Below are 13748 nucleotides of genomic sequence, written 5' to 3'. Positions count from 1 at the left end.
TCGGAAGTAGTTTCCTCGGGCAAAAACAATCTTACCGTCCGATCCAGTGCGAAGAACAAACCGATTCGCTAGGATTGGAACCTGGATACAGGCAATACGGACAAATGCGGCTCGGGGACCGTCCGACATTCGATCCGGTAGGAGAGACCTCATGTCGAACGATGCAGTGCTGGACCGGCTGGGTACCAGCCTACGAGTCCTCGAACTCGACCCCATCGGTTACCGACCACACCCGATTCACAATCACGACCGCATCTGGACCGAAACCAATTGCTATGTCGATCTGTGGATCGAAGTGCTGCATTCTCTCGGCACCGATCCCACTCCTGCCCTCGCCTTCGTGCTGAGCGCGGGATGCGACGGGCGGCAGTGGGATTTCGTGAAAATCGCACCGGAGGACCTGCGGACCCTGTACGGCATCGGTGTGGCCGAGATGAACGTGTGGCGTCCTGTCCTCGAACACGTCGTCGAGGGTCTGGAAGACGGCATCCACGTCACCGTGGAGGTCGACGGCTTCTGGCTGCCTGATACCGCAGGGACCAGCTATCGCAATCAGCACACCAAGACCACCATCGTCCCCAACCTCGTCGATCGCGACGGCAAGGTGATGGGGTACTTCCACAACCGCGGCTACTTCGAGCTCACCGGGGCCGACTTCGACGGGATCTTCAACCTCGCGCCCGAACCGCACGCCGAGGTGTTGCTGCCGTACGTCGAGCAGATCCGGGTGGACCCCGCAGTGCTCGACGCCGGGTTCGGTGACCGCGACCTCGACGTCGCCCGCGCTCACCTTGCTCGCCGAGCTCCCGGTAACCCGGTCGAGGCGCTGGCCGGACGCATCATCGCCGACATCCCGCTCGTGCAGACCGCGGGGCCCGACGCATTTCATCTCTGGTCGTTCGGTCTGCTTCGTCAGTTCGGTGCCACTGCAGAGCTCGCGGCCAACTACGTGCAGTACCTCGAAGGTCGAGGAGTGACGGGTGTTGCCGATGCCGCACAACACTTCCTCGACGCCGCGTCCGGGGCCAAGGCCGTTCAGTTCCGAATGGCGCGCGCAGCTCGTGGCCGGGATGTGGTGCTCGACGAGCCGCTCATCGAGATGAGCAAGAACTGGTCTGCAGCCATGGACATCGTTGCAGGTGCATTGGGCACGTGATCGATCTGCTCGACGGCGCTCCGTGGCGGCTGGCCCGAACCGATGCCGGCTCCGTTCTCGACCCCCGCGACCTGCAGCACGATCTCGAGTGGTTCGACGCCGTGGTGCCCGGCACGGTTGCCGCCGCGCTCGGAGACTCACTCGCGGTGAATCCGGACGATCACGACTGGTGGTTCGTCGCCGACGTCTTCACCGGTGACCATCGCCGGGTGCAGCTGACGTTCGGCGGCATCGCCACCCGTGCCCAGATCTGGATCGATGGCATCCACCGCGCGAGCGTGACGTCGATGTTCGTTCCCGAGATTCTGGATCTGACGGATTGTGGAGGCACCGTCGCGATCGCGATCCACGTCGAATCGTTGGCTGCAAGTCTGAAGTCTCGACGCCCCCGTGGTCGGTGGCGATCCTCGCTGGTCGCCGCGCAGGGGCTGCGACACGAGCGGACCACGATGCTCGGTCGCGCACCGGTGTACGGGCCCCTTCCGGTGCCCGTCGGACCGTGGCGTCCGGTGTCGATGACAGTGGTGCCCGACGTTCGTCGAGTCGAACTGTCGACCGCGGTGTCCGATGCGGACGGCATCCTCACAGTCCGCGCCGAGCTGGATGCTCCGGGCGTGGCCCGAATCCTGATCGACGACAAGGGCTTCGACTTCGGAACGGTCGAGCGCATCGACCGCTCGGTGACGCTGCTCGACGTCGAACTCTGGTGGCCGCACACGCACGGCAGACCGCGGACGTATCGCGTCGCGCTCGAGGTCGACGGCACCGTCCGCCACCAGGCCGTCGTGGGGTTTCGCACGGCGCACCTGGACCGGACGGAGGGCGGCGCCGTACTGACGGTCGATGGCGAGCCCATCTTCTGCCGCGGTGGCACGTGGACGCCGCTGGATCCGGTGCGGCTGTGGTCGCCGGAAGAAGATCTGCGGGCAGCGCTGGAGCAGCTCCGTTCGGCGGGGGTGAACATGGTGCGGGTGGTGGGAACCCTTGTCTACGAGCAGCCCGAATTCTGGTCTCTGTGCGCCGAACTGGGCATCATGGTGTGGCAGGACATCATGTTCGGCACCCTTGACCCGCCTACGGACGAGACGTACATGGCGCTGGTGGACGGCGAGCTCGACGCGTTCGCCGCTACCGTCTCGGCGAACCCGGCTCTGATGGTCGTCAGCGGTGGAAGCGAGACGCAGCAGCAGCCCACGATGCTGGGCCTCGCGGCCGAGGATCAGCGAATGGTGCTGCTGGACAAAATAGTTCCAGACTTCATCACCCTTCGTTTGCCCGGAGTCGCCTACGTGACGTCGAGCCCGTCCGGGGTGAGCGATGAACTGCACACCCACGTGGGCGACGGCATCGCGCACTACTTCGGGGTGGGCGGCTATCTGCGACCGTTATCCGATATCCGCACTGCAGGACTGCGTTTCGCGGCAGAATGCCTCGCCTTCTCGGTTCCTCCGGAACGAGGGCAGGTGGAGAAGTTCTTCGGGTCCGCGGCCGTCGCCGGTCACCACCCGGACTGGAAGGCGGCAGTTCCACGTGATCGCGGCTCGTCCTGGGACTTCGAGGACGTGCGAGATCATTACGTACGCACGATCTTCGGCGTCGACCCGCATCTGATTCGCCGTGACGACGCCGAGCTGTACCTCGACTACGGCAGAGCGGCGATCGTGGAAGCGTTCACCGAGGCGCTCGGCCACTGGCGTCGGGCATCCTCCGGGTGCGCCGGAGCCTTGGTGCTCACGTTGCGGGATTCGGTTCCCGGTGCCGGCTGGGGCATCGTGGATACCGCCGGTGTGCCGAAGGCCCCCTTCTATGCGTTGGCACGGGCCAGTGCCCCGCTGGCACTGCTGTTGTCCGACAACGGGCTCGACGGCTACTCCGTGGAACTGGTCAACGACGGACCGGCATGCTCGGGCAGTATCCGAGTGGTGCTGCACGCCTCCCGCGGCAGTCACGAGTTCGAGCAGGCGGTGACCGTGCAGGCGAACGCGTCGATCGCGCTGACGGTGGACTCCATCGTCGGCACCTTCACCGACGCCAACCATGTGTACCGTTTCGGCAGTCGAACCTACTCCGCCGTCACCGTGCTGTTTCTGAACGACGATGGCGTCGAGGTGACCCGAACCACCGCCCTGGTCGGTGCGCAGAGCCGTCAGAACACGGTGGGATTGAGCGCAGAGGTCGTCGAAATAGATTCTGGAACATGGGAATTGACTGTCCTGTCCCGCTGGCCGGCGCAGTACGTCTGCGTCGACATCGACGGATTCGAGGCGTCCGACTCGTGGTTCCATCTGGCACCGAACGAACCTCGTACGCTGACTCTGGTCGGACGTGGCGCGAGTGCGCCCCGCGGACATGTACGCGCCCTCAACTCCGTGGAGCGGGCCTCGGTGGTGCCGAAGGTCGTGAGCGGAAATTCGTAGTGGGCTACGAACTTTTGTGCACCTGCCGCTAGCGGCTCGTGCTGAGCTTTCCACGCGCATAGCCGATTCCGGCTGCGCCGACACTGGCTACCACGGCCATCGCACCCCAGGCGCGCACCGGATTGCCACGGGCGGCAGCACTGGTTTCGCGACCGACTGCGCGAGGCAGGATCTTGGCGGTGTACGCACGCTCCGACGACAGTGCGTCCTCGGCACCGATCAATCGGGCGATGGCGGCCTTTGAGACGCCCTCGGCGTAACTGCGCGTGATGAGATAGCGCGGACGAGTGCGGTCTGCACTGACCGTGTGGTCGACGACGATCGAGGGATCGAACACGATCTGTGCATCGGGATGCGTCTGCCGCAGCCGGATGCACAATTCCGTCTCCTCGCAGCCGAGCGGGACACGCCCGATCCGGCCGATGCCGGAGACGAATCCCCCGAGCGCGACGACGGGCTCACGGCGGAACGACATGTTCGCGCCCATGAGATTGCGGACCTGAGCGGTTTCCGTTGGCTGCCCGCGGTAGGTGCACCCGACGACCCAATCGAGTTCGCCGGGTTCACCCACTACCTCGGCCGGTAGGAAGGCCGGACGTTTGTCCGGCCATACCGGGTATGCAGAGCCCCCAACGGCGTACACGGCATCGTCCGAGTAATGGGACAGAATGGCTCCGAGCCACTCTGTGGTGCGCGGTGATGCATCATCGTCCAGGAACACGACGATCTCACCGCTGGCAAGGTCGAGCGAGGTGTTGCGCGCTCCCGAGAGGCCGCGAGGGTGGTTGTTGTCCACCACGTTCACGGTTCGGTGCAGCGGCAAGAATTCGGTGCGTGCGCGCTCGGCCAGCTGCGCATTGTGATCGATGACGATGATCAGTTCTTCGGCAGGCACATCCTGATCGAGGACGGCCAGCACGGCGGCCCGGAGTTCGGTCCACCGAGCCAACGTGTACGCGCAGATGACAACCGACGAAGTCGGCAGACTCACGCCGTTTTCTCGCGAAGCTCGAGAACCTCGTTGTAGGACTGCAGAGCCTCGAACTCGAGGTCCATGTCGGTACGCGCATCGATCGACTCTCGCGACGGGCGGACGATGGACTTGCGAGAGATCTTGCGTGCGCGCATGCGCTCGGTCATCAGGGTGCGCAGCACCCGGAAGCCGTCGGAGAAGGTGCGCAGGTTGCTCTGGCCGTAGATGCGGGCCAGCTCGACACTCGGGACTTCCTCGATCCGCACGGACGCCTCGGCGAAGCGGCAGTTGATGATGGTCTCGATCTCGAAACCGTCGCCCCACAGCATCATGCCTTCGGCACCCGGCTGATCGACGACGGGCAGGTCGAGGACCGGCACCAGATCTCGCCAGAAGGCGTTGTAGCCGTAGCAGAGATCCGAGAAGCGCGTTCCGAAGAGTGTGTTGGCCACCAGATGCAGGCCACCGTTTCCGGCGCGTCGCAACGGGGTGATGTCGTGGCTTCCGCCACCCTCGCAGAACCGGCTGCCCTTGGCGAAGTCGGCACCGGCGATCAAGGCGTCGACGAAGCGCGGGATCTCGGCCGCATCGGCGGAGCCGTCGGCGTCGAACATGACGATGATGTCGCCGGTGGCAGCCTCGAAGCCGCAGGCGAGCGCGTTGCCCTTACCCTTGCGGGTCTGCTTGATGATCCGAATGTCGCCACGAATCTCGCGAGCGGCATCGATGGTGCCGTCGACGGACCCACCGTCGACCAGCACGAGCTCGTAGTCGTGGGAGAGCAGTGGGAGGACGTGACGAAGGTTTGCGGCCTCGTTGAGCGTCGGGATGACGACACTGACGCGGGGATTCTTACGATTCAACATATCCATTCCACATGGGTCGAGTGCGGTGGGCAGATGTCTCCGAACTCCGTGAATCGACCCCCGCCGCATCCACAGACAGTGTCTTCGCGTTCGGTCCGAAGCGTAAGAACCTGTTTCCATTGACTGAAAGCAAGCTTAAAAGAAGCTAGGAGATTGTCAAGCTGCAATCAAACAATCTGAAAGATTGTTTGGAGATGCACGTCATAGTTTGTGATTCGATCAGCTGGATCGGTACTGGTAGACGATCGTGTTGGTGTCCGCGTACCGAACCGACCACGCCGAGTTGGTGGCGAGCCACTGTCGGAAACGCGCGACCGAATCGTCGGCGACGAATCCGTAGTACTGCATCGCTTCGAGCGACTGACGGGTCAGCACCATGTATGTGGGGGTGTCGCTGCTCGACGCCTTGTAGTCGAGATCGCCGAGCTTCGCGGGTGTCGGAAAGCCCTCCATGTACTCCGGGCCCAGCGCATAGAGGGGAACGTCCCAGTAGTCGTCGGCCTCGGTCAGGCGGCCGTAGTCCGACGTGGACCTGGCCGGGTAGCCCGTGGAGTACAACATCGTCACCGAGGTACCCGGCGGTGCCTGTGCTGCCACCGCGCGAGCGTCGTCGATCTGTTCGCGATGCTCGAGCACGATCGGCCACAGACCGAAGTAGCTCTGCAAACCCAGCACGGCTGATCCGAGCGCTCCGGCCACGGCAACTGCGACAGAGGTCCGGGCAGTGATCCTGCGGGCCCTGGACGGTCGATCCTGGGGCGGCTCACGGTCGAACAGCGCCAGGAACAGTGGAGTGATCAACAGAACGCAGCCGGGAATCGCGTAGAGGTACACCCGGAAGATCGCCTCGCCGCCGTAACTCTGCCCGGCGAGCAACATGATCGATCCGAATGCCATCACCATCGGTGCCCAGAACGTCTTCTTCGTACGCCAGGCGTAGATCGCCGAGACGAACGCCAGCGCGAACACCCCGCCGGACAGGGCGCGGCAGACCAGAGACGTGATCTGCTTGCCGAGCACCCCTTCTTCCTTGACGTTGCTCGCTGCGTTCTGCACGGGATCGAACCCCTGGAACAGTCCGTACGGTGCCACGATCGGCAATCGCGGATACAGGTATCCCAACAGGATGATGCCGAGCGGAATCATCAGCCACCACGGCTTGGCGCGTCGGGTCACCAGCAGAACGCCGGTCACGGCCATCAACCAGTACGGAGTCAGCTGGTGCGTGGGCACCAGCGCGGCGAACGGAACGATCGACAAGAATGCCGCGGACCTGGTGAGCGTCGAGGACATCAGCAGCGCCAGGAAGCCCACGGCGAGCAGTACGGCCCACGCCTGCGGTGAGTAGTAGTCCTGACCCACCCAGTTTATGACCTCGGCGAGCATCGCCGCCGTGATCGCCGCGCGTTTGTCGAACTTCATCACCCGTGCCAGTCCGTAGACGGCCGCCGCGAGAACCACGTGGACCATCGGCGCGAACACGTGCGCCAGGGAGAGCGTGTCGTATCCGGTGACGTGTTGGAACCAGGCGGATACGAGGAAGAAGCTGGGCCACTCGCTGTAGATGTCGACACCGGTCGGAGTCAGCCGGTTCATGTCCAGGACGAACTCGGTGACCGCGACGTGCTTGTACGTCCAGTCGTAGATCGGAGCGGAGGTGACGAGGGTGACCGTGAATCGCTGAACCACGATGGCCAGGCCGATCGCGGCCAGCATGGTGCGCAGCTGACGACGTCGCAGCGCGATCAGGAACGCCGCCATGATCAGCATCATGCACAGTACGAGCCCTGGGCCGGTGCCGGCGGTCAGCAACCCGAACTGCGAGTACGTCGCGCGCTCGAGACCCGGCAGCAGCGGTAGCCACAGGAAGAACGCCAGTGCCAGCATCAGGCCGGCCACATTGCGTCGCAGCGTCTCTCGGTCGGTCAGCGCGAACCGGACCGAGGTGATCGCTGCCGTTCGCGACGACGGTGCGGCCACCTCACGTGCCCGCGCGATCCACCACGACAGGTCGGGGCGGCCGTGCTTGCGGTACCACAGCACCGACGAGCCGATCAGGGCCACGCACAGCAACAACGTCCACATCCGGGGCGACCAGCGGTATCCCCACATCGCCACCGACACCATCAGCGTCACCACCGAGATGCTCAGAATCGGCAGTGCCGCAGGGACCGCAGTGCGAGGAATGCGGACCCACGACAGGATCGCGGCACCTGGACCGAAGAACAGCAGGACCGCGAGCAGGACGACGCGAACGAGCGTCGGCAGTGCGATCATCGAGGTCAGGCCGGACAGTGCGGCGAGCACGCTGATGTCGGAGTAGCGCAGTCGGCTGCCCGCACGCCGACGTGTGCCTGCAGCGGAGTCGGTGGTGCCGACGGGCCAGTCGAAGGTCCACTCGGACGGGACGAACAGTGTGTGCCGTAGATCCGCCATGGACCGGAATCCGGAATCAGTCGAGGACCGGCTCACGGCTCACCCCCGCCAGAGGAGTGCGTTCGCGACCTTCGCGCCTGCTGCGGCGAATGGCCGCAGGACCCTTGGCGATGGACAGCAATTCCATCCGGCCGATGCCGTCGGGCAGATCGGCAGCGAGATCGTCGGGAGGTGAGGCGACCTTGCTCATCTTGGCGGACAGGCGAATGGCGCTGCCGAGTCGGCGGACGGCGACCGTGGCGGCCAGCGTCGCTGATCTGCGGTTCGTCGCGACGGTGTACAGCCACGCACCGAGGCCGAGACCGTAACCGCGGGCTTGCACCGCCAATGCCTCGGAGTCGGCGCGGTGCCGGTGCCACACGATGGCGGCCGGCTCGTAGACCAGCTTGTCGCCGGCCATCAGAACCCGGAAGAACATGTCGAGGTCTTCTCCGCCGTTGGTCGGGGAGCCGACTCCCAGTGACTCGTCGAATCCGCCCAGATCGAACATCCGCTCTCGGGCGACCGCAAAATTGGCTCCGGTTCCGTACATCCCCACCTGGAACGGGAACAGCGGTACATCGGCAGGCGGATTCTTCAGGTCGTACACCCGAGGCGTGACCGAACTCGCCCACCCGACGCGGCGATCGAAGTACGCCTGTGCCTGAGTCCTGATCTCGCCGCTCGGCACGATGCCGGACACGCACGTGACCCCATCGGTCCGCCCGAAGCCGCGCGCGATGCTGCGCAACCATTTGGCGTCGACGGCGACGTCGTCGTCGGTGAATGCCACGATGTCGTGCTGCGCGGCCCGCAACCCCGTGTTCCTGGCCCTCGACAGGCCTGGCGTCGGCTCGGACACGACGCGAACGCGCGGGTCGCCCAGCCCGCGAACGTACTGCTGCGTGGCATCGGTCGGGGACGCATTGTCGACGACGACCACCTCGAAGTCGGGGTAGTCCAGGCCCGACACCGATGCCAGCGCGCCCTTCAGATGATCGACTCGGTCGCGGGTGCAGATCACCACGGTGATCGGCGGTAGCGCCCGGTCGGGGTCGGGCAGAGCGTCGGGCATCGGAACCTGGGCGAGCGACATCGCCGCTCGTCGCACATCTGCCGCCGTGACCGCGCCGTCGACGACATCGAGTTCGACGAAGCCGAGTGGATCGAGGCCGCGTCGGATCAACAGCCGGGCACGGCGATAACCGTCGGAATCGTCGAGAGCGAGGGAGAGGGGAAGATCCTGCTCCAGGTCGATGTCACCGATCCACACAGCACCGTCCCACTCGGGAGACTGGAGTCTGGGGAGCGCGGGAGGTAACACGGAGGGGGTCCTTTCGGGTGACACGTCGGGTCGGATTCAGCGAGGTCTCAGTCAGCGAGGTCTCAGTCGGCGCGATACCGAACCCAGTCGACCATCATGGTCGCCGGGAACGGCGTCGAGTCGTCGGTGGGGCCGGGCCAGTCGCCGGCGACGGCGACGTTGAACAGCAGGAAGAACGGCTTGTCGAAGACCCAGTAGTCGGCACCGCCGATCAGGTCGGCCGGGGTGATGGTGGCCAAGGTGGTGTCGTCGATTCCGGTGGTCACCCGGCCCGGTGATCGCTCGACCCAGTAGGTGTGGAAGTTCTCCGACAGCGGCTCCGGCGGAATCCCGCCTGCATCCACCTTCTGGCTGGTCAACGAATCCGGCTGGGGCGCATGGATTCCGGTGTGGTACTGATCGGCCTGGTTCAGGGTCTCCATGATGTCGATCTCGCCGGACAGGGGCCAGCCGACGGAGTCCAGGTCGGTACCGAGCATCCAGAATGCCGGATGCAGGCCTGCTCCGGCCGGCATCTCGATCCGAGCTTCGATGCGGCCGTAGGTGAACTCGAACTTGTCCTTGGTGGTCACCCGGGCCGAGGTATAGCCGTCACCGTTGCGCAACGCGTTGACGACCATGTGGCCGTCTCCGTCGAGAGACGAGTTCTCGGTCGAATCGGTGTAGTTCTGCTTCTCGTTGTTGCCCCAACCGGTCTGTCCGACGTCGTGACTCCATCGGTCGTCCGCCACCGCATCGCCGGCCGTCCCCGAGAAGTCGTCGTAGACGGTGTATCCGGGCTTGGCCGCAGCGGTGTCGGACTGTGACGTCGTCGACCCGGTGCCGTTGGCGATGGACTCGCTCTCGATGTCTGCTCCGTCCGAGCGTTGGGAGAGCCCGTACACGGTGCCGGTGGCGACCAAGCCGAGCACGATCAGGAACGCCAGCACAGACGGTAGGCGACGTCGCGGACGCTCGACGATGAGCCCGGTTCCGGGTAGCCGCGATACCTCGACTGTCCTCGTTCCGGACTCTCGGCTCGATGCGGCGTGACGATTCACGCGGTCTCGTCGACGGTCTTCGGTGCCCGCGTCGCGTTGAACTGCGAGACCGACAGTACGACTACGCCCACGAGCAGGGCATAGGTGGCGATGCGTTCCATGGAACCGATGCCGAGTCCGAATTCGTGACCGCTCATGTAGGCGAAGTAGCCGGCCAGGCCGACGGCACCGAGCGCGGTGACCGCGACGCGGATGCTGCGTCGCAGGCTCGGGTGCCCACCGGCGATGACGAGGCCGAAGTTGCCGAAGATGAAGAAGACGGTGGCGCCGAACGAGTGGATCGGGTAGTTCACGCCCTGATTGACCACGCCCGCGGTGATGGCGCCGACACCTGCGACGACGAAGAACGACGCAGCTCTGCCATCGATCCGGCGGACGATGTACCAGGATCCGCCCACTGCCGCGATCGCCAGACCGAACAGCACCATCGAGGCGTTGAGGAGAACGTAGAGCTCGCTGCACGGCCAGTTGCCGGTGGGCCCGCAGAACGGAATGCCGAGCTCGCTGATGTAGTTGTTCCGGTAGCTGTAGAGCCCGCGCCACGTGGCCGACACGATGTACTCGACGAGGACGAACTGCACCACCGACAGGCCCGCCCAGCGAGCGACATGGGCGACGAAGCCCGATCTCGACGGAGCCGACCGTGCGATGGTGTTCGACGTGGGGCGCTTGGCTTCGGGTTTCGTGGGGCGCTTCGCTGCGGTGGTCATGCGGTCTTCTCCTGAGGGGCGAGCAATGCGAGGGGGTCGGCTGCGACGAGACCGAGTGCGGCATGCACCATGTGGCTGTCGAAAACGTTGTCGTGGAACGACGCCGAGACGAACACGACCGAACCGATGGTTTCCATCGTGATCATCACCGACTCCGGTCGGCCCGGATCGGCGATCACGAAGAAGGCACGGTCGGCAGGCTCGGCACACCAGGAGACCTGCTCCAGCTGCCGGACTCGACCGACATCGGAGTACATGAGTCTGACCTTCGGCTGCACCGGCACGCGGTCGTCGAACACCCCGGACACGGCCTTCTGTTCGCGCTTGTACTTGATGGTGCTGATCGTCGCCGAGGCGATCGGACGGCCCTTGGCGATGGCCCCGGACAACGCGTCGTGTACTTCCCTGGCCGAGGTGGGATCGATGTCGGAGAACCCGATCCCGGCAGCAAAATTCCCGAGAACGACGGTCGACGGCGGAAGATAACGGCGGCAGTCGAACAGAAATGCTGCTGACCGATCGACGGGAAAAGACGTGCGTGCGAACGCTGTGGCCACGGCGGCGCACATCACCGCACTGACGCTCGCGCCGGGCAGATGGGTTTCTCGCCACCGGCGGATCGCGTCGGTGGTCCCCTGCCGGGTCACCGCCGTGGCCACCGCGGCGGACGGTGCCCAGGGCCGAAATGCCGTCGGCGATGCGGCGTCGGATATGCCGAACCGGTCGGCGGCTTCGGGAACGGTGCCGGGACGAACGCGGCCGTAGATCGTGTCGACTACCTTCCTCGGGTTGCGAACGATCCAGCGCAGCAGTGCCTTTCGAAGCGGATGACCGTCGACTGCGCTACTGGCCCAGGCCGGGAACGGTGCATCGGGAGTTGCGTCGGCCAGGTACGCGAACAGGTCGACCGGCAGCAGAGCGTCGCCGAGACCGTGGTTGAGATCGAGGAACAAATAGCGTCCGGCCAGCCGAATCCGGAGGGGAATCTCGGGCCTCGACGTGTGTGAGAACTCGGTGAGTTCCTTGGTCAACTGCTGCCGGTCGACGGCGGGCCCCTCGGTGATGTGCTCGAGGACCCGTCCGGGCTCGTAGCTCCAGCCTGCCGAAGAATGGTCGGCCCGCAGTCCCAGCCGAGTCGCAGGACCGAGGGATGCCAACGCGAGCACGCGGTTCTGCACCCGTGCGAGATCGCCGAAATCCGCAGGCCCCAACACGGTCACGATTCGAGAATCGGACCGCAGCATGTCCAACGAACTGGCGCGATAGGTCTCGGTCATGGTGCCGTCCTGTGTTGAGCGTGGACCGGAATGCGACGCGGTGACGGTTGGTCGTGCTGCGGCGGACCGTCCTGACGCTCGCGACGAGGAGATTCGCCCTGTCGGGGTTCTCGGGGCCGCGAACCGGCGTCGTGATCCTCGATCGGCCCGTGCGGTCCGGGTGAGCCCGCCGGTCCTGGATCGTCGTCGGATTCGCCGTCGCTGCCCGCGGACAACTCACGAATCCAGCGGACGAGCGGCACGATCAACACGACGGCACCGAACGCCTCGGCAGCGAGGTAGGCCCAGCCGACGGCCGCGATGCCCATCGACGACGACAGTGCCACCGACCCGCCGATGATGATCGAGGTGGCCACCACCTGCACGATCACGGCCAGACGCATGCGTCGACGCACACGAGCCAAACCGTCGTACAGGGAACCGACGACGGAGAGCGGGATGGTCAGCGCGGCCAGCTGCACGATGATGGTGCCCTGATCGCGGTAGCCCTGGCCGATCAATCCGAGACCGAACGGTGCGACGAACGCCAGGAAGATCGACCCTCCCACCGCGACGATGCACACGAGTGTCATGAATCGTTTGGTCAGGCGATGGAACTGCGCGGGGTGAGCCGCGACCTCGGCCACGTACGGGCCGATCAGCACGCTGATCAGGATGTAGAGGGCGCTGACGATCGACCAGGTGAGGGAGAAGTACGCGTTCTGTTCGGCACCGAGGGTGGCGACGACGATCATCGGTACGAGCAGCGGAGCGAGCGAGCCGAGTGCGGTGATGCCGTACGCCGAGCCGAAGTAGGACCACATCTCGCGCCTGGGCGGCAGATCCGGCTTGCCTGCGTACCGCTGCTCGGTACGAAGGTTCTTGAAGATCGCACGCAGCACGAAGATCGACGCCACGACGGCGGGGACTGCCCAGGCGGAAATGATCGAGGTACTGCGCTCGGTGGAGAAGAGCGCCAACAGCAACACGAATTTGACGACGGCATGGAAGACGTTCTTGCCCGCCGCCCAGCGTGCGACGCCGAGACCGGACGAGGTCTGATCCTGGAGTGCGAACACGGCGAGTACCGCGACGAAGAACGGGAACGAGACGATTTCTGCAGTGTTGGTGAACATCTCGTCCACCGGAGCAACCAGCAGGAACCCGCCACCGAGTACGAACGCGAACGCGGTGACCGTGATGTATCCGCGCACGATGAAGGACTTCGCGAGCCGACCCGAGATCGGGAGAAACCGCTCGTACATCGAACCGAGGCTCAGGTTGGACAGTGTCGAGAGCATCACCGCGGACGTGATGACCGCCGACGCGCTGCCGACCTCGGCAACGGGGTAGAGCCGTCCGGCCGCAGCCCAGAACAACAATCCCAACGCGCCGGTGATGACAGTGGAGAGCATCAGGGCCATCGAGTTGAGCGCGAGGTTGCGATCGGAGGCCTTCGATCCCGGTCCCGTCTCGGGTGCCGCCTGTTCGACGACGTCGGCAGGAACATCGACCGAGTGGACGGGATTGTGCCGAGGCTCGGTCGGCACCGGCATCGTCGGGCTGTTCATCAGACCCAGGTCGAATCGCG

10 protein-coding genes are annotated in these 13748 nt (G+C 65.1%); 2 read left to right on the top strand and 8 right to left on the bottom strand.

Annotated elements, in window-relative coordinates; genetic code table 11:
• Window positions 1–151 precede the first annotated feature (151 nt).
• Both AABD04_RS21295 and AABD04_RS21290 read left to right on the top strand, forming a co-directional pair.
• On the top strand, window positions 152–1156 hold the full coding sequence (locus AABD04_RS21295; protein ID WP_243596737.1) for a DUF1839 family protein: 1005 nt from the start codon (window positions 152–154) through the stop codon (window positions 1154–1156).
• Window positions 1153–3573, top strand: coding sequence for a glycosyl hydrolase 2 galactose-binding domain-containing protein (locus AABD04_RS21290; protein ID WP_341442353.1), 2421 nt, complete (start codon window positions 1153–1155; stop codon window positions 3571–3573). The genes AABD04_RS21295 and AABD04_RS21290 overlap by 4 nt, the downstream gene beginning before the upstream one ends.
• Before the next feature lie 28 nt (window positions 3574–3601).
• Here AABD04_RS21290 and AABD04_RS21285 read toward each other — a convergent pair whose 3' ends face one another.
• From AABD04_RS21285 to AABD04_RS21250, 8 genes are all read right to left on the bottom strand, one after another.
• The gene (locus AABD04_RS21285) at window positions 3602–4564 is read right to left on the bottom strand and encodes a glycosyltransferase family 2 protein (RefSeq protein ID WP_243596735.1); all 963 of its coding nucleotides are present in this window, start codon (window positions 4562–4564) and stop codon (window positions 3602–3604) included.
• A complete protein-coding gene (locus AABD04_RS21280) occupies window positions 4561–5418 on the bottom strand; it encodes a glycosyltransferase family 2 protein (RefSeq protein ID WP_243596734.1) in 858 nt (285 codons plus the stop codon). The genes AABD04_RS21285 and AABD04_RS21280 overlap by 4 nt, the downstream gene beginning before the upstream one ends.
• A gap of 213 nt (window positions 5419–5631) precedes the next feature.
• Window positions 5632–7848, bottom strand: a complete 2217-nt coding sequence (locus AABD04_RS21275) for a hypothetical protein (RefSeq protein WP_243596733.1) — start codon at window positions 7846–7848, stop codon at window positions 5632–5634.
• A gap of 16 nt (window positions 7849–7864) precedes the next feature.
• The gene (locus AABD04_RS21270; protein ID WP_243608988.1) at window positions 7865–9151 is read right to left on the bottom strand and encodes a glycosyltransferase family 2 protein; all 1287 of its coding nucleotides are present in this window, start codon (window positions 9149–9151) and stop codon (window positions 7865–7867) included.
• A gap of 62 nt (window positions 9152–9213) precedes the next feature.
• On the bottom strand, window positions 9214–10191 hold the full coding sequence (locus tag AABD04_RS21265; protein ID WP_341442352.1) for a glycoside hydrolase family 16 protein: 978 nt from the start codon (window positions 10189–10191) through the stop codon (window positions 9214–9216).
• Window positions 10188–10901, bottom strand: a complete 714-nt coding sequence (locus AABD04_RS21260; RefSeq protein WP_243596730.1) for a DUF998 domain-containing protein — start codon at window positions 10899–10901, stop codon at window positions 10188–10190. Before AABD04_RS21260 ends, AABD04_RS21265 begins: the two co-directional genes overlap by 4 nt.
• Complete coding sequence (locus AABD04_RS21255) at window positions 10898–12178, bottom strand: hypothetical protein (protein ID WP_341442351.1); 1281 nt, start codon at window positions 12176–12178, stop codon at window positions 10898–10900. Before AABD04_RS21255 ends, AABD04_RS21260 begins: the two co-directional genes overlap by 4 nt.
• A complete protein-coding gene (locus AABD04_RS21250; RefSeq protein WP_341442350.1) occupies window positions 12175–13728 on the bottom strand; it encodes a lipopolysaccharide biosynthesis protein in 1554 nt (517 codons plus the stop codon). Before AABD04_RS21250 ends, AABD04_RS21255 begins: the two co-directional genes overlap by 4 nt.
• Between the last annotated feature and the right edge of the window lie 20 nt (window positions 13729–13748).

It is taken from the genome of Rhodococcoides navarretei (genome assembly GCF_038069675.1).
Taxonomy (GTDB): domain Bacteria; phylum Actinomycetota; class Actinomycetes; order Mycobacteriales; family Mycobacteriaceae; genus Rhodococcoides; species Rhodococcoides navarretei.
Note: the sequence above shows the minus strand (reverse complement) of the source record. Positions and strands in the feature narration are given on the sequence as shown.

What these genes read in the sequence shown, in the direction of transcription:
- AABD04_RS21295 (WP_243596737.1), top strand. Translation starts at nt 152, where the DNA reads ATGTCGAACGATGCAGTGCTGGACCGGCTGGGTACCAGCCTACGAGTC.
- AABD04_RS21280 (WP_243596734.1), bottom strand. Translation starts at nt 5,418, where the DNA reads ATGGATATGTTGAATCGTAAGAATCCCCGCGTCAGTGTCGTCATCCCG.
- AABD04_RS21275 (WP_243596733.1), bottom strand. Translation starts at nt 7,848, where the DNA reads ATGGCGGATCTACGGCACACACTGTTCGTCCCGTCCGAGTGGACCTTC.
- AABD04_RS21260 (WP_243596730.1), bottom strand. Translation starts at nt 10,901, where the DNA reads ATGACCACCGCAGCGAAGCGCCCCACGAAACCCGAAGCCAAGCGCCCC.
- AABD04_RS21255 (WP_341442351.1), bottom strand. Translation starts at nt 12,178, where the DNA reads ATGACCGAGACCTATCGCGCCAGTTCGTTGGACATGCTGCGGTCCGAT.
- AABD04_RS21250 (WP_341442350.1), bottom strand. Translation starts at nt 13,728, where the DNA reads ATGAACAGCCCGACGATGCCGGTGCCGACCGAGCCTCGGCACAATCCC.